The sequence below is a fragment of the Acutalibacter sp. LFL-21 genome, from assembly GCF_025630755.1.
GTDB lineage: Bacteria > Bacillota > Clostridia > Oscillospirales > Acutalibacteraceae > Acutalibacter > Acutalibacter stercoravium.
Window position 1 is genome coordinate 133,947 of sequence record NZ_JAOTNT010000007.1, and the last position, 16,759, is coordinate 150,705.

Consider the following 16,759-nt stretch of genomic DNA (forward strand, 5'->3'; position numbering starts at 1 on the left):
TATGGCAATGCAATCTCTGCTGATGATCATTGGCATTCTGGCAGTGTTGCTGGTGGTAGGCGTTCCCATCTCCTACTCCATTGGCATTGCTTCCCTGGTCACGATTCTGCAAACCGTCCCTCTGGACATCTCTGTGGTCACGGGGGCCCAGCGCATCTTTGTGGGCATGAGCAAATTCAGCCTGACCGCTATCCCCTTCTTCATCCTGGCAGGCAATTTGATGAACCAAGGGGGCATTGCCAAACGGCTGGTGAATTTCGTCATGGCCATTCTGGGCAAGCTGCCCGGCGCGCTGCTGGTGACCAACGTGGGCGCAAACGCCCTGTTTGGAGCGATCTCTGGTTCGGCCTCCGCCGCTGCCGCCGCCGTGGGCTCCATGGTGCGGGAAGGCGAGGAAGAGCAGGGCTATGACAAGGACCTGTGCGCCGCCACCAATGGCGCCTCGGCTCCCTCTGGCCTGCTGATCCCACCCTCCAACGCGCTGATTACATATTCTTTGGCCGCTGGCGGCACTTCCGTAGCGGCTCTGTTCATGGCGGGTTACTTGCCCGGCGTCATCTGGGCCCTGTGCTGCATTGCGGTGGCCATTATCCTAGCGAAGAAGAAGGGATATAAAGGCACCCCCGGCAAGTTCAGCTGGGCTACTCTGGGCAAGGCCACCCTGCAGGCACTTCCCTCCCTCTCCTTGATCGTGGTGGTTATTGGCGGCATTGTAGCCGGCGTATTCAGCGCCACGGAAGGCTCTGCCATCGCGGTGATCTACTCCCTGATCCTAGGCATCTGCTACCGGAACATCACCCTCAAGTCCTTCTGGAACATTGTGGTGGAGAGCGCCAAAATGAGCGGCATGGTGGTGTTTCTCATTGGTGTGTCCAACATCCTGGGCTGGGTCATGGCCTTCTTACAGATCCCCCAGGCGGTGTCCGCCCTGCTGCTGGGCATCACGGACAACCCCATCATCATCCTGCTCATCATGAACCTGATCCTGTTGGTAGCTGGCACCTTTATGGACGTGACCCCCGCCATCCTGATTTTCACCCCCTTGTTCCTGCCTATCGTGCAGACCTTCGGCATGGACCCCATCCACTTCGGCCTGGTGCTGGTGTACAACCTGTGCATTGGCAACATCACGCCGCCCGTAGGCAACACCCTGTTTGTGGCCATCAAGGTGGGCCGGAGCACCCTCTCCAAAACCATGCCTTACATGCTCTGGTATTATGTAGCCATCCTCGTGGGGCTGCTTCTGGTGACCTATATCCCCGCGGTCAGTATGATTCTGCCCCAGCTCACAGGGCTGGCATAGGCCGGTCCCTCTGGCTGAGAACATGCAAAAAAGGGCCTTCGCACCGCGAAGGCCCTTTTCCATTTTCAATTACCCGCAAACCCATTTAGCAGCGGCCGCTGTCGCAAAACATCTTCTGACTTCTTGTTCTGAAGAATCTTTTCTGGTATAATAAAAACAAATGTTCTGCTCAGGAGGGTTCACCATGGATTTGCTGCAAGGTCTTAATGGCGCCCAGCGCCAGGCTGTCACTTCCACTGAGGGGTTCGTGCGGGTCATTGCCGGGGCAGGCTCGGGAAAGACCCGCGCCCTCTCCCACCGGTTTGCCTATCTGGTCAACGAACTGGGTATTCTGCCGGGCAACATCCTCTGCGTCACCTTCACCAACAAATCTGCCAACGAGATGCGCCAGCGCATCCACCGGCTCACCGGAGACAACGACACCGGATACGTGAACACCTTTCACGGTTTCTGTGTCTCCATCCTGCAGGAGGACAGCCACGCCGTCCAATATCCCAAGAGCTTTTTGGTGCTGGACAACGGGGACATTGACTCCATGCTGCAGCTCATCTATGAGGAACGGGGCCTGACCCTGCGGGATATGACCTTTTCCGCCGCCCGGGATATGATCGAGATTCGCAAGCTTTTCAAGGACCCAGAGTATTACCGGGACATGATCACCCTGCCGCTGGACACCCTGAAGGAAAAGTATGACCAGGCCAGCGGAGCCAGAGACATCATCTTTTACGGGTACCTCTACCAGGAGAAAAAGTGCTTTGGGCTGGATTACAACGACCTGATCAAGTTCTCCCTATATATTTTTGAGGAACACCCGGACATACGCCTGAAATGGCAAGAGCGGCTGGAATACATCATGGTCGATGAATTTCAGGACATCGACCAGCTGCAGTACGACCTGATGACCGTGCTGTGCGGCTATCACAAAAACCTGTTCATCGTGGGGGACCCGGATCAGACCATCTATACCTGGCGGGGCGCCAATGTGAAATTCCTCTTGGAGTTCGACCAAGCGTTTCCCGGGACAAAAACAATCCTGATGATGGAGAACTACCGCTCCACTCCAGAGATCTTAGCGGCGGCCAACTCCCTCATCGACAAGAACGCCCACCGCGTTAAGAAGGACCTCCTCCCCACCCTGCCCTCCGGTAACCCGGTGGTGTGCCACCTTGCCGGCAGCCAGGAAGCAGAGGCCGGCTGGATTGCTGGGCAGATCCAGGAGCTGCACCGCCAGGGCGTCCCCTACCGGGAAATGGCAGTGCTCTACCGCGCCCACTATGTGACCCGGGCGGTGGAAGAGGTGCTGCTGCGGGAAAAGGTGCCCTATGCCATTTACAGCGGCGTGCAGTTCTTCGATCGAATGGAAATCAAGGACGCCCTGAGCTATCTGCGGATGATTGCCTATCAGGATGATCTCTCCTTCCGGAGGGTGGTCAACACCCCTAAACGGAACCTGGGCAAGCGGCGTATGGCCTTTTTGCAGGAGGCCGCGGAGGCCCAGGGCTGCTCCCTCTATCAAGCGCTGGAGGATCATGTGGACGGCCCCCTTTTCCAAGGGACCAAGGCAAAGCAGTTTCTCTCGCTGGTCAAGGATTTTTCTCAAAACTACGAAGGCAGGCCCGTCTCAGAAGTGCTGTCCGCTCTGCTGAACGCCAGCGGCTATGAGGCCATGCTTCGGACAGAGGGAAGCCAGGAGCGTTTGGACAACCTTGCCGAACTGAAACAGTCCATCTATGAATATGAGACCACCTGCGGGGAGGAAGTCACCCTGCCCCATTATCTAAACCATGTGGCATTGTTTACCAACGCGGACACGGGAGAACCTGGAGACCAGGTAAAGCTGATGACAGTGCATGCGGCCAAGGGACTGGAGTTTCCCTATGTGTTCCTCTGCAGCATGAATGAGGGCATCTTCCCCTCTCGGAAAGTGCGTACCCTGCCGGGAATGGAGGAGGAGCGCCGGCTGGCCTTTGTGGCTTTTACCCGGGCAGAAAAGGGGCTGTACCTCTCGGAAGCAGACGGGAGAAATTTTGACGGCTCTCCCCGCTATCCCTCCCGATTTCTGCTGGAGATTGACCCGAGCCTGCTTTCCTTTACCGAGCCGCCTGAGGAAGGGCTGCTTCAGGAGGCGCAAAACTTCATCCGCCACAGCCAGAGCCTCCTTCCGGAAGAGGAGGCGCCCATCCTGCCGGAAGGGCAGCGCGTCCGGCACTTCCTCTTCGGGGAGGGGACCGTTCTGGAGACAGACCGTGACAAGGGCGCCTATGTCATCCTGTTTGACGGGATGGCAACCCCCCGCAAAATCTCCTTCCGGGTGAAGCTGGAACTGTGCTGAAGAGACAGCGGACAAGTTTTCCTGCCACAAGGGCCGCGTTTACCAAATTCCCAGCACACGCTGCATGCCCAGGCTGACTGCGGCAATGGCAGCCCAACAACACAACCCCATCAAAATGGGCTTACCGCCGGTACGCACCAGCTTGACGAGATTTGTGTTTAGACCGATGGCCCCCATGGCCATAATGATAAAGAATTTGGAGAGCTCTTTAAAGGGCTGAAAAAAGTCCGCGGGAACGCCAAGAGAGGTGGCAGCTGTGGTGATCAGGGAGGCAAGCACAAAAAGCAGGATGAAAAAGGGGAATACCTTCTTCAGGGAAAAACGGTTTTCCCGGCTTCCGCCAGAGCGCTTGGCCCCCGCAGTGCGCCAAAGCGCCAGAGCCAGCGTGATGGGAATGATGGCCAACGTACGGGTGAGTTTAACAATCGTGGCATAATCCAAGGTGTTGGCGCCAGGATGCATGCCGTCCCAGGCAGCCGCGGCCGCTGTGACCGAAGAAGTGTCATTGACCGCGGTGCCCGCAAAGAGACCAAAGCCTTGGTCCGAGAGGCCCAGAAAACCTCCCAGCGTGGGAAAGATCAGGGCGGCGGCGATGTTGAAAAGGAAAATGACAGAGATGGATTGCGCTATTTCCTCGTCGTCCGCACCCACTACAGGGGCGGTGGCAGCAATGGCCGAGCCTCCGCAAATGGAGGAGCCCACTCCTATGAGAGTGGAGATATTGGCTGGCATTTTCATCAGCTTGCACAGCGCAAAGCTGACCAGCAGAGAAGTGGTAATGGTGGAGAGGATAATGGGCAAGGACATGGCCCCCACTTGGGCCACTTGCGATAAATTCAGCCCAAACCCCAGCAGAATGACTGCATATTGTAGGATCTTCTTAGAGGTAAAAGCTATGCCTGCCTGAGCACCCCCCTTTTGCCGGTAGAACAAGGAGATCACCATGCCTATCAGTATGGCGAACACCGGACCTCCCACCAAGGGGAATACTCGTCCCAGAAGCCAACTGGGTACCGCCAAGGCCAAACACAGGCCTATGCCGGGGAGATTGCTTTTGATTTTTTTCATATGGAACCGCTTCCCTTCCCTTTTGAAGAATTGGATTGCTGTTCCACTATATCCCAAAAAATCAATTCTGTAAAATTATATTTCTTTATTTTTTAATAAATATATATTATAATAAGAGAAGGAGGTGAGCCCATGCTGGACCCTCGCGTAGAGACCTTTCTAACGGTCTGCGAAACGATGAATTTTACCAAGGCGGCCAGCCTGCTGCATATCACCCAGCCGGCTGTATCCCAGCAGGTTCGGGCGTTGGAAGAGCAATATGGCAGAAAGCTGTTCCGCTATAAAAGCCGCCAGCTCTTTTTGACAGAGGAAGGCGAGCTGTTTCTCCGTACTGCCCGCACCATGCGCCAGGACGCGATACGTTTGCAGGAGTCCTTGCGCCAAATGGGAAAGGAGCGCCTTCTGCGGTTTGGCGCTACCTTAACCATCGGAGAATACATCATGCCGGAGCCGCTGCTGCGCCTGCTTCAAAAGGACCCCGAACTCCGGCTGCGGATGTTGGCCGCCAACACCCAGGAACTGCTCTCTCTGCTGGACCGTGGTGAGATTGACTTCGCCATAGTGGAAGGAAACTTTGACCGTTCCGCTTACGATGGCCTTGTTTACAGCACACAGCGCTATATCCCCGTGGCGGCCCCCGGCTACGCCTTCACCCGCCCGGTACACCGTCTGGAAGACCTGTTGGAGGAGCGGCTTCTTGTGCGGGAGCCTGGCTCCGGCACGCGCAGCATTCTAGAACGGGTTCTGGAGGCCAACAACCTCTCGGTGGAGAGTTTTAGACGCTGGACGGAGCTAGGCAGCCTAAATCTGATCAAAAGCCTGGTAAAGGCGGGGGCGGGGGTTTCTTTCTTTTATCAGCCAGTGGTACAAAGAGAACTGGAGTCTGGATTGCTGCAGGAAATCCCCTTGGAGGACTGCTCCATCCACCACGATTTTACCTTTCTCTGGCAGCAGGGAAGCGTATTCGAGGAAGAATTCCGCAGGATTTTTCAGCTTCTGCAAGAGGGGTGAAAAAGCATGGCCTTCGTCCAGAATCCCTCCAAGGGACGACTTCAAAGGTATCTCGGTTAGTTATTCCCTCTAATCTGCAGAACGATTGCTTGGCTGGCTTAAAAATAGTAAAAATAGCGGATGTAAAAGAAAGCAGACGCATTGTGAACAGCGCCTGCTTTCTTTTTTCTGTATACTATTTTTCGATTTTTACAGGATGATTTCCCCGTCCACAGTGCCGGGAAGGGCAGCGGCATTGGACTCATCCGTATCCACATGCATGGCCAGGGCGTACTTGGGGCTGACGCGGCACACCACATCGCCGAAGATCAGGCTGCGGCCGTTGTAATCCACCTTCACAGAGACCACCTGCTTGTCCACTACGCCGGCTTCCTTGGCCTCGTCGGGGTTGAAGTGGATATGGCGCTTAGCGGCGATGACGCCTTTTTCAATGGTCACTTCCCCAGCGGGGCCGCGCAGCACGCAGCCGGGGGTGCCTTCCAGATCGCCGGACTCCCGGATGGGAGCGGTGACGCCCAGTTTGCGGGCATCGGTCAGGGAGATCTCCACCTGGGTTTCAGGACGGGTGGGGCCCAGAATGGACATCTTCATTGTGCCCTTGGGGCCCACAACCTCCACCTTTTCCTCGCAGGCGAACTGGCCAGGCTGGGAAAGGTCCTTTTTATTGGTGAGAGTAGCGCCCTTGCCAAACAGGGCTTCCAGGTCCGCCTCGGAAACATGGACATGATGGGCGGATGTTTCGACCATAACTTTCACGGGAAATTCCTCCTTTAATAACATCCAGCAGTTTGCACTCTCATTGTACTACCGGAGAAGGAAAATTTCAATGGGAATTTACAAGGCGGCCTGCCTGTGGTACAATTTTGAACGAGAATCCACGCTGTAAGGAGAACATTATGCTGAATCATTGGAGCGAATTAGAGGAAGCCTGTCTGAGCTGCCGGAAGTGCGCTCTCTGCGAAACCCGAAACCACGTGGTGTTCGGCGTGGGCAACCCCAAGGCCCAGGTGATGTTCGTGGGGGAAGGGCCCGGAGAAAACGAGGATCTGCAAGGAGAGCCCTTTGTGGGCCGGGGCGGCCAACTGCTGGATAAGCTTTTAGCCGCTGTGGACCTAGACCGGAAGACGAATGTGTATATCACCAATATTGTGAAATGCCGCCCCCCTATGAACCGGGACCCCAAGCCCGAGGAACAGGAGGCTTGCATCGGCTATCTCCGCAACCAATTCGCCCTGCTGCGGCCCAAGATCTTGGTGTGCCTTGGTCGCATTGCCGCCATGAAGCTCATCAAGCCGGACATCAAAATCACCAAGGAACACGGCATCTTCTTTGAGAAGGGGGAAACCCTGATGATGGCAACCCTTCACCCCGCCGCCCTGCTGCGCAACCCCGCTCAAAAGCCCGCCGCTTTCGAGGATTATTTGAAGCTGCGGGAAAAGATCGACGAACTGGGGTGTGACATCGCAAAAAAAGGATAGAACCCACAAGAAGCGCCGGAGAAATCTCTCCGGCGCTTCTTCCATTTACAACCTTATGCGAGGTACAGGGTCCGCAAAAGCTCTTTGCCCACTGCCGTGTGGAAAATCTGCTTCTCAACCGTTTCAATGGCAGGGCGCTCCATACCGTCCTCGGAAATGTTGACCAGGAAATCCGCCTCCACCAAAGCCTGATAGTCCACTCCGTCTATGGCGGTGTAGGTGTGGTGGTGGCCCACCAGAAAGCACACCCGCTCCACAAAGGCGGGCGGATACCCCAGTTCCTCCAGCATGGCCTTCGCGACGGCGGGGCCCTCCTTTTCCTGGTAAGGGCCGGCGGAGCTGCCATACTTTTCCAGGCTGGGACGGATTCCGATATCGTGGACCAGGGCTGCCGCTTCTAACAGCTGGCGGATCTCCGGCGGGTAGCCCTCCCCCTCTCCAATAATCTTGGCGAAGCCGTGAACCTTGAGAAAATGGTTGACCCGCTGGACGCAGTCCCCCTCGTAGCGGCACATGGCCCGGGCCAAGGCACTGTTGTCCCGGGGCACGGGCTTCCCCGCGGCGAACTCCTGGGCGGTAAGGGAGTAGAAACAGCCGTCCAAGATGGTGCCATCGTACAGGCGGTTGTATTGGCGCATAGTGCCCTCATAGTGGAAGCCGCATTTCTCGATCACCCGGCGGGAGCGCTGATTGTAAGAAGAATGACGTACTGAGATAAGCCCCAAGCCCAACTCCTGAAAGCCGTAACGGAGGACCGCCTTAGCGGCCTCGGTCATGTAGCCCTTGCCCCACTGCTCCTGGCCCAGGACGTAGCCCAGCTCCCGGCAGTTGGGCACACCTGGGCGGCGGCCGTCCTGGTGGAGGCCAATGGAGCCGCAGGCCCGGCCCGTCTCTTTGGGGACGATGGCCCAAATGTCCTCCTCCGCGCCGCTGTGAATCCAGCTCTCCAAAATGGCCCGGGATTCCTCCACGCTCTCGTGGGGCTTCCAGCCGGCATTGGGGCCCACGTTGGGATTCTTGGCGTAGGCATACATGTCCGCCGCGTCCTCCAGCCGCCAGGGGCGAAGGATCAGGCGCTCTGTTTCAAGGACCTTCATAGAAGTTCCTCCCTAGGCTGATAGTGTTCCAGCTCCTCCGGCGGGTAAGCGGCGCTCCAGTGGTAGGGCTGGAGCTCTCCCAAGGAAACGAACCGCAGAGAGTTGTCCGGCGTGGTGACCGCCACTTTCACCTGCTCACCCCAGAAGCGGTAGCGCTCCTGGCAGATGCCACAGGGCGTGAGCACCGTGAAGGGGCTCTGCTCATCCTCCCGCACCAGGCACAGGCCATGGGTGACCCGCTCTTGCAGCTTATGGGCTTCGCACATAGCGCCCACTTCAATGCACAGCTCTGCGCTGGCGTTGGCGGTCTCCAGGGCCACGCTGGTCAGGTAGTGGTCTTGCTCTGTGCGCAGCACTGCCGCGCCGCCCCAGCCCTTGGGGTATCTTTTCTGTATGAGCTCCACCGCCAAGCGGTAGAGGGTCTCTTCTATCCCGGCCTCACGATTCATCTTGAGTTCCCTCCTCTTTATATTCCTCCACGTTCTCTGCCACTGGAGAAGCCAGCGCCTCCCGCAGCTTCTTCCGGCGGTACACAAACTGGTCTGCCACCACCAGGATGGCTCCGGCGATGACCACGAGATAATAGGTAAAAAAGCGCCAGACCATCACAGCGGCATAGAGGTCGTCGTTGACAAAATAGTTGCGGAAAAAAGAGGAAAAACCGATCTCTTGCGCGCCGGAGGCCCCGGGCATGGGCATGAAGGAAACCGATACCTGCAGCATGCTCTGCACCGCCAGCACCTCAAGGTAGCTTACATCGTGATAGCCAAAGGCCCGGAAAATAAAATAGATGACGCTCATCTGCAAGATGAACTGCGGAATGGACAGCAGCATCGCGGCGATCAGGCTTTTCTGCTTTCCTTTAAAGTCATCCGTATAGCTGCTGAAGTCCGCTTCAAACCGGTCGATGGAGTTCAAAAGGCCGGTGCGCCTGCGCAGGAATCCAAACCGTCCCATCAGCCATTTGGCAAACCGGCAAATCTGATGCAGGATGGGCTTGTGGAACAAGGAGGCAAAAAACACAATGGAGCAGCCATTGATTCCAAGCCCTAAAATTATAAACGGAATGATACCTGGGTTCTCCGCAGCCAGCTTCGTGTACATTCCCACAAAGGACGCCACCGATACCAAAACAAAGGCGCACTGAAAGCACATGAACTTAATGATCAGCGCAGCCGTGGAAATGCCCACAGGGATCTTTTTATCCCGCAGCAGATAAGCCGACTGCATCGGCTGGCCGCCAGTGGAGCTGGGGGTGATGTAGGAATAGTACAGGCCCAAAAGGGCGTTTTTCAAGCCCTCCAGCACGCTGATGTGGTATCCCTGGCTATGGAGCAGCAGCCGGAAAATCTCCCCCTCGAAAAGGAAATACACCAGGCTGACCACCACACCCAGGGTCAAAAAGCCGGGAGTCAGGTTGGCGATGGTGCGGAACACATTGCCAAACTCCCGGTTGAATAAGCCAAACAACAGCACTGCCACAATGGTAGCCACAATGTAAAGCATGCTCCAGGGGATTTTCCGCCTTTTCCCCTTCTCTTCCCCTGCCGGAGCCACGTTCTCCGCCTTCGCGCACTCTTGCTTTTTCTGTTCCATCTTTTCCATAAGTCCACCGATCCAATGCACAAAATAGGGCGGGAGACAACCTGGCTTCTCCCCCACAGTACAGAATACCGAAAAGAAATCAAAAAAGAATCAAAGCCAAGCGCGTCTTCCGCAAACACGGTATTTATTGTACCACGGCTGCCCCTTCAATGCAAATACGGCACTCTTACGGTTTCCTTACGATCTCAGCGCTCTGCGCCCGCCCGGAGATAAATTTCTTTCAGCCCTTCCAGAAGAAGGGTATCGCTGCACTCTACCTGCCGCCTGCAGTGCTGAACCACCAGGCCGGCCAAGCCTCCCGTTGCGATGACCCGGCAGGGGTAGCCCAGCTCCTGTTCCATTCGGTCGCACAACCCATCCAGCATAGCCGCAGCGCCGTAGAGCACACCGGAACGCAGGCACTCCGCCGTATCGCGCCCCACCACATGGGCGGGGGGCTCTAGGCTGACCGAGGACAACAGCGCAGCGCGGCTGGTGAGGGCATCCAGGGAGATCCCCACGCCGGGCACAATGGCGCCCCCCACCATTACCCCCTCCCGGTCCAGAGCCACCAGGGTGGTGGCCGTGCCCAGGTCGATGACAATGCAGGGGCAGGAATACAGGGCCTTCGCTCCCGCACACCCAGCAATCAGATCGGGGCCCGTGGTTTCTGGCTGGTCAATGGCAATGGGCAGAAATTCCTTTACGGTCTCATAGCTGACGATAAGGGGCTTGACAGAAAAGAGCTTTTCCACCCCGTGGGAAAGATAGCCTGTCAGCTTCGGCACCACGGAGCTGAGCACCGCGCCGGTGATGTTGGCCCGGCGCACCCCATAGAGATGGAGGATGTCGCGAAGCTCAATGGCATATTGATCCTCCATGCGGGAGGCGTCCGTGGCCATGCGGGAAACAAACAGCAACCGCTCCCCGTCAAATACCCCTAATGTAATATTGGTGTTTCCAACATCCAACGCTAACAGCATACAAAGCGCCTCGCTTTCCATGGTTTACACAGACGGGCAAGCCCGCCGCACAGCTTTGGGTTTTCAGTATACCACAGTTTCCGCACAAGCGGAAGAAATCCCAGAAAAATTTGCGTTAACCCCCTGCGCAATGGGAAAGCGGCGAACTTTTTGAAGAAGTAGTCAAAACTAACAAGTTGACAATTGGGGAGGGATGTGCTAGTTTGTTTATAGTGAACTAACTTGAGAGGGCTTAAGGGTTCAGCAGGCCCTTGTCCTTCCTCTTCCGCCGCCCTGAGCGGCGATTTTTTGAGAAAAGAGGGATTTTCCAAATGACCTTGCAGGAGGGAAACGCAGGCGCGCAATATATTGTAAAAGGGCTGGATTTGCCTGTGGAGCTGGAACGACGCTTAGAGGCCCTTGGGCTGATCGAGGGAAGCACCATCTCTATACTGCGAAAAAAACGCAGGGGCGCCATGATTATCAAAGTACGGGGCACGCGTTTTGCTGTGGGCTGGGGGATCTCCTCCCACATTGGCGTAGCAGCGCTGTAAAACAAGGGGGAATGGGAATCTATGGCACACGAGCTATCTATTGGGTTTGTGGGGAACCCAAACTGCGGCAAGACCACGTTGTTCAACGCCTATACCGGGGCCAACCTGAAGGTGGCCAACTGGCCCGGCGTCACGGTGGAGAAAAAAGAGGGACTCTTTCAGTTCCACGATCACGAGTACAAGCTGGTGGACCTGCCGGGCACCTACAGTTTAACCTCCTACACCATGGAGGAACAGGTGACCCGGCAGTATATTTTGAGTGATGACGTAGATGTCATCATTGATGTAGCAGACGCCTCTTCTTTGGAGCGTAACCTGTACCTGACCTTACAGCTGATTGAGCTGGGAAAGCCGGTTATTCTGGCGCTGAACATGATGGACATTGTGCAGAAGCGGGGCATGGAAATTGACCTGCACCGCCTGCCGGAAATGCTGGGCATTCCGGTAATCCCGGTATCCGCCCGGCGAAAGACCGGCTTGGATATTTTGATGCACGCAGCAGCCCACCACAAAGACCAAAAGGCCACAGAGGCCACCAGCCACCACCACACCGAGCAGACCCGCCACCGCCACGACCACCACGAAGAATATGTGATGGTGTACAGCGATGCGCTTGAGGACAAGATCGACCTGCTGATGGAGGCGCTGAAACGGAAATATCCTGATTTGGATAACTTGCGCTGGCACGCCATCAAGCTGCTGGAGAACGACACGGAGATCACCCGGGACTATCCGGTGGACCTTCCAGACGTGTTGGACCGCAGTTATGAGAAGGACATCATCAACCAGAAGTATGACTTCATCGACGAGGTCATCCAAGAGGTGCTGGTAAACAAATCCGCCAAGGAAGCGCTGACTGACAAGGCCGACCAGCTGTTGACCCACCGGATTTGGGGCCTGCCCATCTTCCTGTGCATTATGGCGCTGGTATTCTTCCTCACCTTTACGGTGGGCGACTGGCTGAAAGGCTACTTCCAGCTGGGGCTGGACGCCATCTCCGGAGGGGTGGCCGCCGGGCTGGAGGCGCTCCATGTGGCGCCGCTGCTCAACTCCCTGATAGTGGACGGCATCATCGCCGGCGTGGGCGGCATTTTGCTGTTTTTGCCCAATATCTTCATCCTGTTTTTGGCTCTGGCCTTTTTGGAGGACAGCGGATACATGTCCCGGGTGGCCTATGTGATGGACAGCATTATGGGTAGGCTGGGGCTTTCCGGGCGCTCCTTCATCCCCATGATCCTGGGCTTTGGCTGCACGGTGCCCGCCATTATGGCTTCCCGTGCCCTGGAGAACAAGCGTGACCGGTACAAGACCATGCTGATCACGCCCTTTATGTCCTGCAGCGCCCGGCTGCCCATCTATGTGCTTTTTTCCGAGCTGTTTTTCCCGGAGAACGCGCTGCTGGTGGCCTATTCCATGTATCTGCTGGGGATTTTGGTTGCCATTGCCAGTGCCTTTGTCCTCCACTTGATGGACCGAAAAAAGCAGCGGGAAAATTCCCTGCTCATCGAGCTGCCGGAGTACAAGGCTCCCAGCGCGCGGACCATTGCCATCTATGTGTGGGAAAAGGTGAAGGACTATCTCACCAAAGCGGGTACCACTATCTTTGTAGCCTCCATCATCATGTGGGTGCTGCTGAACTTCGGCCCCTCTGGGTACTCACAGGACATGGGCAACACCTTTGGCTCCATGATCGGCCGGTTTATCGTACCCTTCTTCTCCCCCATCGGTTTGGGGTTCTGGCAGATTGTAGTGGCACTGATTGCAGGCATCTCTGCCAAGGAAGTGGTGGTGTCTTCCACAGCGGTGCTCTTCGGGGTGACCAGCATCACCTCCACCGAGGGCATGGCCTCTTTGATGAGCGCCCTTTCTGCCATTGGTTTTGGCCCGCTGAACGCCTACTGCCTGATGACCTTCTCCCTGCTGTATGTTCCCTGCGCGGCCACGCTGGCCACCATCAAAAAGGAAACTGGCAGCTGGAAATGGGTGGGCCTGACGGCGGTTTTCCAGATCGCGGTGGCGTGGGTTATCACCTTCGCAGTGTACCATATTGGCCTGTTGTTTGTGTGAGGCGGCGCCATGGGGACATTTTTTACCGCGCTGCTGCTGGCATTACTGGCGGTGGCTGTGTATTTCGCGGGAAGATCCATCCGCAGGCGCAAAGGCTGCGGCGGCCACTGCGCTGGGTGCAGCGGGTGCTCCAACCGGCTTTCCCAATGTAAGAAGCGCTGAAAGCGTGCCTGCGGGCACAGTGGAAAGGAGTTGCCTGTATGGAAACGCGGCGGAAGCCAGGAGATTCCAACGCCATTACGGAGCGGTATTTTGAGCGGATTTTGGTGGAGACACGGTACATGGATGCGGTGGTACCGGACACCTCTGTGGAGCTGTTCGGCAGGAAATTTTCCACACCGGTGATGACGGCCGCCCTCTCCCATATCCCGGGGAAAGACGGGGACGGCATGGTGCAGATGGCCCAGGGCGCTGCCAAAGCCGGGGCCCTCACCTGGGTGGGCATGACCAGCCTGGAGCAGTACGGGGAAATCGCCAAAACCGGCGTGCCTTTGGTGCGGATTATCAAGCCCTATGCGGATGAAAGAGAGATTTTCTCCCGCATGGAGCAGGCGGAAGAACTTGGCGCTGTGGCCATTGGCATGGACATTGACCACAGCTTTAACGGCCAGGGCCAGCCGGACAACGTGCTGGGCATGCCCATGCGCCCCAAGACGCTGGCAGAGATTGCCTCCTACTGCAAGCGCACCAAGCTGCCCTTCCTCATCAAGGGGGTGCTCAGCGCCCAGGACGCCCAGAAGTGTTTAGACGCCGGGGTGGGCGGTGTCCTGGTCTCCCACCACCACGGGATTATGGCCTCTGCGGTGCCGGCATTGATGGTTTTGCCGGAAATTGTAGAGACCGTAAAGGGAAAGATCCCTGTTTTTGTAGACGGATCTTTTGAAAACGGTATGGATGTTTTTAAGGCTTTGGCCCTTGGGGCCGACGGCGTAGGCGTAGGCCGGGCGTTGATGCCGCCCATCCAGCAGCAGGGCCCGGAGGGCTGCCAGCACACCTTGGAGGACATCACCGGGGAACTGGCGGCGGCCATGGCCCGCACGGGCTCCCGGGACGTCCGGCATATCGACACCTCCCTGCTGTGGATAGACGGGAAGCATCTGCACTGATTTTTCCCACAAGAAAAGCCGTCGGGCATGGCCCGGCGGCTTTTTGCTGCGTGTTTTTACTGGAGGTTCAACAGGCCCTCGTCCAGCATCTCCTGGGCTGCCAAGAGCATGCCAAGCTGGCCGCTGTGGTAATTGAGGCCGCCCTGCATCCAGGCGGCGTAGGGCTCTCGGAGGGGGGCGTCGGCGGAGAGCTCGATGGAGGAGCCCAGGGTAAAAGCGCCAGCGGCCATAATCACCTGGCTGTCGTAGCCGGGCATGTCGCTGGGCTCGGGCACCACAAAGGAATCCACCGGCGCGCCCTTCTGCACGCCCTTGCAGAAGGCGATCAAGTTTTTGGCGTTTTCCAGCATCATCACTTGGATGATGTCCCCGCGCTTCTCTTCCACCGTGGGGGTAACGCCGAAGCCCAGCTGAGAGAACAGAGCGGAGGCAAACACAGCGGTTTTCAACGCCTCTCCAGCCACATGGGGCGCGTGGAAGGCGCCCATGAACAGCTCCCGGTTGTTGCCCAGGGTGCAGCCAATCTCCCGGCCGGTACCAGGGGTGGTCAACCGGTAGGAGCACAGCTCCACCAGATCCCGGCGGCCCGCAATATAGCCGCCGGTGGGGGCGATGCCGCCGCCGGGGTTTTTGATGAGAGAGCCGGCAATCATGTCGGCGCCCACAGCCAGGGGCTCTTCCCGCTCCACAAATTCGCCGTAGCAGTTATCCACCATGACAATGGAATCCGGCGCCTTGCGCTTGGCTATCTCCACTATGGGAGCGATGTCCTCCACCCGCAAGGAAGGGCGCAGGCTGTAGCCCCGAGAACGTTGAATATAAATCATTTTGTACTCCGGGCTGATCCGCTGTTCCATGGCCTCCAAATCGGGCATGCCATCGGGCCGCAGGTCCAGCTCCTCATACTGAATGCCGAACTCCTTTAAACAGCCGGGCTCTTCCCGGCCACTCATGCCAATGACACCCTGAATGGTATCATAGGGAGTGCCCGTGACGCAGAGCATCTTGTCTCCCGGCCGCAAAACACCGAATAAGGCAACTGTGAGGGTATGGGTGCCGCTGACAAAGTTGTGGCGCACCAGGGCGTCCTCCGCGCCAAAGGCGTAGGCGTAGACCTGGTCCAGCACATCCCGGCCCCGGTCTCCGTAGCCATAGCCGGTGCTTCCCACAAAGTGGCTCTCGCTGACACCGGCCCGGTTGAACGCGGCCAGCATTTTCTGCTGGTTGTAGCGCTGGATGGACTCGATTTCCCGAAACTGAGGCCGGGCCAACTCCTCGGCCCGCTGGGCCGCCTCCAGCAGCTTGGGGGCAATGTGAAAATAGGGATAAAGCTCCATAGGGGTACCTCTCCTTACAGCTTGGCATGAACCCAGGTATCTGTCTTGGTGTAACCCAGGCCCCGGTAAAATTCCTTGTTTTTATTCTTCTCCCGGAAGACATACATGGTCTTTCCAGGGAAATAGGATTCCGCTTTCTTTACCAGCGCAGATCCCAGCCCCTGGCGGCGGGAGGACTCCTCTACGGCCAGGGCTGAAAGGATCGCTCCCCGCTGCGTGATGGAGGACACCACCGCGCAGGCGCGCAGCCCATCCCGCCCTGGCACAGAAAGAGCCAAGGCGGCCTGATGCCGGAGCTTGTGGGAAAGGTCCAGGTAGAAGGGTTCAAATTCTTCCACCATGCTGTTTTCCTCCAGCAGGGCGTAAATCTCCCGGATATTCACTGGGAACAGCGGCATGGGCGGCGCCTCTCCATGCGCCAAAGGATGCCTTAACACATCCCCTGAGACGGCCTTGGGCAGGCCAAGCGCCTCTGCGTTTCGCACAGCGCAAAAAACCTCTCTCGCCCCCACGGCACGGAAAAACACCCGCAAAGAGGAACCATCCAGCACGGTGCCGGAAAGCAGCATCACACCATCCGCAAGGCAGAACACCACATCCGCTTCTGTATCCAGCCAAAAGCAGGCAAAGCTTTTATCAAATCCATAGGCGGTAGCCCAAGAGGCGATCTTGCAACCAAAGGCTGTCTTTTCACACAAAGCCAGCAGGCGGCGCTGGTCCTGCTCTCTTTCCACCAGGCGTATCACGCAGGTGTTTCCTCCTTTCTTATCAACTCAATGAAAAACGCCCCGCGAGATCGCGGGGCGCATGGGAGCCCGATGCGGATAAAACGCGGCACCACCCGCGCCTTTACCAAACAA

16 protein-coding genes and 1 pseudogene are annotated in these 16,759 nt (G+C 57.2%); 8 read left to right on the plus strand and 9 right to left on the minus strand.

All coding sequences use genetic code 11. The features are described from left to right. The first annotated feature begins 1 nt into the window (after position 1). Together ODJ80_RS10220 and ODJ80_RS10225 are read left to right on the plus strand one after the other, a co-directional pair. A complete protein-coding gene (locus ODJ80_RS10220; RefSeq protein ID WP_178864158.1) occupies positions 2 to 1,303 on the plus strand; it encodes a TRAP transporter large permease in 1,302 nt (433 codons plus the stop codon). A gap of 184 nt (positions 1,304 to 1,487) precedes the next feature. Beyond that, complete coding sequence (locus tag ODJ80_RS10225; protein WP_263041994.1) at positions 1,488 to 3,635, plus strand: ATP-dependent helicase; 2,148 nt, start codon at positions 1,488 to 1,490, stop codon at positions 3,633 to 3,635. Positions 3,636 to 3,674: 39 nt separating this feature from the next. Here the strand turns inward: ODJ80_RS10225 and ODJ80_RS10230 are convergent, their stop codons facing one another. Then, complete coding sequence (locus tag ODJ80_RS10230) at positions 3,675 to 4,703, minus strand: YeiH family protein (RefSeq protein WP_178862835.1); 1,029 nt, start codon at positions 4,701 to 4,703, stop codon at positions 3,675 to 3,677. A gap of 132 nt (positions 4,704 to 4,835) precedes the next feature. Between ODJ80_RS10230 and ODJ80_RS10235 the strand changes: the two genes are divergently transcribed. Then, entirely contained in the window at positions 4,836 to 5,714 is an 879-nt protein-coding gene (locus ODJ80_RS10235) for a LysR family transcriptional regulator (protein WP_263041995.1), read from the plus strand. 189 nt (positions 5,715 to 5,903) lie between these two features. On the opposite strand, the gene ODJ80_RS10240 is transcribed toward ODJ80_RS10235, so the two are convergent. Then, positions 5,904 to 6,461, minus strand: a complete 558-nt coding sequence (locus ODJ80_RS10240) for a PduL/EutD family phosphate acyltransferase (protein ID WP_442863913.1) — start codon at positions 6,459 to 6,461, stop codon at positions 5,904 to 5,906. A 149-nt stretch (positions 6,462 to 6,610) separates the two neighbouring features. Here ODJ80_RS10240 and ODJ80_RS10245 point away from each other — a divergent pair, with 149 nt between their 5' ends. Next, positions 6,611 to 7,192, plus strand: coding sequence for a uracil-DNA glycosylase (locus ODJ80_RS10245; protein ID WP_178862840.1), 582 nt, complete (start codon positions 6,611 to 6,613; stop codon positions 7,190 to 7,192). Positions 7,193 to 7,245: 53 nt separating this feature from the next. Here the strand turns inward: ODJ80_RS10245 and ODJ80_RS10250 are convergent, their stop codons facing one another. From ODJ80_RS10250 to ODJ80_RS10270, 5 genes and pseudogenes are all read right to left on the minus strand, one after another. Beyond that, the gene (locus tag ODJ80_RS10250; protein ID WP_263042026.1) at positions 7,246 to 7,707 is read right to left on the minus strand and encodes an HD domain-containing protein; all 462 of its coding nucleotides are present in this window, start codon (positions 7,705 to 7,707) and stop codon (positions 7,246 to 7,248) included. A 147-nt stretch (positions 7,708 to 7,854) separates the two neighbouring features. Further along, positions 7,855 to 8,289 (minus strand): annotated as a pseudogene (locus ODJ80_RS10255) (GNAT family N-acetyltransferase); the annotation flags it as partial. Then, positions 8,286 to 8,738 (minus strand): cytidine deaminase, encoded by a 453-nt coding sequence (locus ODJ80_RS10260; protein WP_263041997.1) that lies wholly within the window; start codon positions 8,736 to 8,738, stop codon positions 8,286 to 8,288. The pseudogene ODJ80_RS10255 and the gene ODJ80_RS10260, both read right to left, overlap by 4 nt. Next, on the minus strand, positions 8,728 to 9,894 hold the full coding sequence (locus ODJ80_RS10265; protein WP_178862842.1) for a lysylphosphatidylglycerol synthase transmembrane domain-containing protein: 1,167 nt from the start codon (positions 9,892 to 9,894) through the stop codon (positions 8,728 to 8,730). The genes ODJ80_RS10260 and ODJ80_RS10265 overlap by 11 nt, the downstream gene beginning before the upstream one ends. Before the next feature lie 185 nt (positions 9,895 to 10,079). Then, complete coding sequence (locus ODJ80_RS10270) at positions 10,080 to 10,856, minus strand: type III pantothenate kinase (RefSeq protein ID WP_178862844.1); 777 nt, start codon at positions 10,854 to 10,856, stop codon at positions 10,080 to 10,082. 311 nt (positions 10,857 to 11,167) lie between these two features. Between ODJ80_RS10270 and ODJ80_RS10275 the strand changes: the two genes are divergently transcribed. Genes ODJ80_RS10275 through ODJ80_RS10290 form a run of 4 tightly spaced genes read left to right on the plus strand, consistent with a single transcriptional unit; the run spans position 11,168 to position 14,562 of the window. Continuing rightward, positions 11,168 to 11,389 (plus strand): FeoA family protein, encoded by a 222-nt coding sequence (locus ODJ80_RS10275; RefSeq protein WP_178862846.1) that lies wholly within the window; start codon positions 11,168 to 11,170, stop codon positions 11,387 to 11,389. A gap of 21 nt (positions 11,390 to 11,410) precedes the next feature. Next, positions 11,411 to 13,456 (plus strand): ferrous iron transport protein B, encoded by a 2,046-nt coding sequence (gene feoB, locus ODJ80_RS10280; protein WP_263041998.1) that lies wholly within the window; start codon positions 11,411 to 11,413, stop codon positions 13,454 to 13,456. Positions 13,457 to 13,465: 9 nt separating this feature from the next. Next, positions 13,466 to 13,618: a FeoB-associated Cys-rich membrane protein gene (locus tag ODJ80_RS10285; RefSeq protein ID WP_178862850.1), complete on the plus strand. Its 153-nt coding sequence runs from the start codon at positions 13,466 to 13,468 to the stop codon at positions 13,616 to 13,618. 38 nt (positions 13,619 to 13,656) lie between these two features. Continuing rightward, complete coding sequence (locus ODJ80_RS10290) at positions 13,657 to 14,562, plus strand: alpha-hydroxy acid oxidase (protein WP_263041999.1); 906 nt, start codon at positions 13,657 to 13,659, stop codon at positions 14,560 to 14,562. A 56-nt stretch (positions 14,563 to 14,618) separates the two neighbouring features. On the opposite strand, the gene ODJ80_RS10295 is transcribed toward ODJ80_RS10290, so the two are convergent. Together ODJ80_RS10295 and ODJ80_RS10300 are read right to left on the minus strand one after the other, a co-directional pair. Beyond that, on the minus strand, positions 14,619 to 15,899 hold the full coding sequence (locus tag ODJ80_RS10295; RefSeq protein ID WP_263042000.1) for a methionine gamma-lyase family protein: 1,281 nt from the start codon (positions 15,897 to 15,899) through the stop codon (positions 14,619 to 14,621). A gap of 14 nt (positions 15,900 to 15,913) precedes the next feature. Further along, the gene (locus tag ODJ80_RS10300; RefSeq protein ID WP_178862856.1) at positions 15,914 to 16,645 is read right to left on the minus strand and encodes a GNAT family N-acetyltransferase; all 732 of its coding nucleotides are present in this window, start codon (positions 16,643 to 16,645) and stop codon (positions 15,914 to 15,916) included. Between the last annotated feature and the right edge of the window lie 114 nt (positions 16,646 to 16,759).

Bases quoted from the DNA above. Each gene is read 5' to 3' on its own strand.
- ODJ80_RS10220 (WP_178864158.1), top strand. From the start codon at position 2: ATGGCAATGCAATCTCTGCTGATGATCATTGGCATTCTGGCAGTGTTG.
- ODJ80_RS10225 (WP_263041994.1), top strand. From the start codon at position 1,488: ATGGATTTGCTGCAAGGTCTTAATGGCGCCCAGCGCCAGGCTGTCACT.
- ODJ80_RS10230 (WP_178862835.1), bottom strand. From the start codon at position 4,703: ATGAAAAAAATCAAAAGCAATCTCCCCGGCATAGGCCTGTGTTTGGCC.
- ODJ80_RS10235 (WP_263041995.1), top strand. From the start codon at position 4,836: ATGCTGGACCCTCGCGTAGAGACCTTTCTAACGGTCTGCGAAACGATG.
- ODJ80_RS10240 (WP_442863913.1), bottom strand. From the start codon at position 6,461: ATGGTCGAAACATCCGCCCATCATGTCCATGTTTCCGAGGCGGACCTG.
- ODJ80_RS10245 (WP_178862840.1), top strand. From the start codon at position 6,611: ATGCTGAATCATTGGAGCGAATTAGAGGAAGCCTGTCTGAGCTGCCGG.
- ODJ80_RS10250 (WP_263042026.1), bottom strand. From the start codon at position 7,707: ATGTGCCGCTACGAGGGGGACTGCGTCCAGCGGGTCAACCATTTTCTC.
- ODJ80_RS10260 (WP_263041997.1), bottom strand. From the start codon at position 8,738: ATGAATCGTGAGGCCGGGATAGAAGAGACCCTCTACCGCTTGGCGGTG.
- ODJ80_RS10265 (WP_178862842.1), bottom strand. From the start codon at position 9,894: ATGGAAAAGATGGAACAGAAAAAGCAAGAGTGCGCGAAGGCGGAGAAC.
- ODJ80_RS10270 (WP_178862844.1), bottom strand. From the start codon at position 10,856: ATGCTGTTAGCGTTGGATGTTGGAAACACCAATATTACATTAGGGGTA.
- ODJ80_RS10275 (WP_178862846.1), top strand. From the start codon at position 11,168: ATGACCTTGCAGGAGGGAAACGCAGGCGCGCAATATATTGTAAAAGGG.
- feoB (WP_263041998.1), top strand. From the start codon at position 11,411: ATGGCACACGAGCTATCTATTGGGTTTGTGGGGAACCCAAACTGCGGC.
- ODJ80_RS10285 (WP_178862850.1), top strand. From the start codon at position 13,466: ATGGGGACATTTTTTACCGCGCTGCTGCTGGCATTACTGGCGGTGGCT.
- ODJ80_RS10290 (WP_263041999.1), top strand. From the start codon at position 13,657: ATGGAAACGCGGCGGAAGCCAGGAGATTCCAACGCCATTACGGAGCGG.
- ODJ80_RS10295 (WP_263042000.1), bottom strand. From the start codon at position 15,899: ATGGAGCTTTATCCCTATTTTCACATTGCCCCCAAGCTGCTGGAGGCG.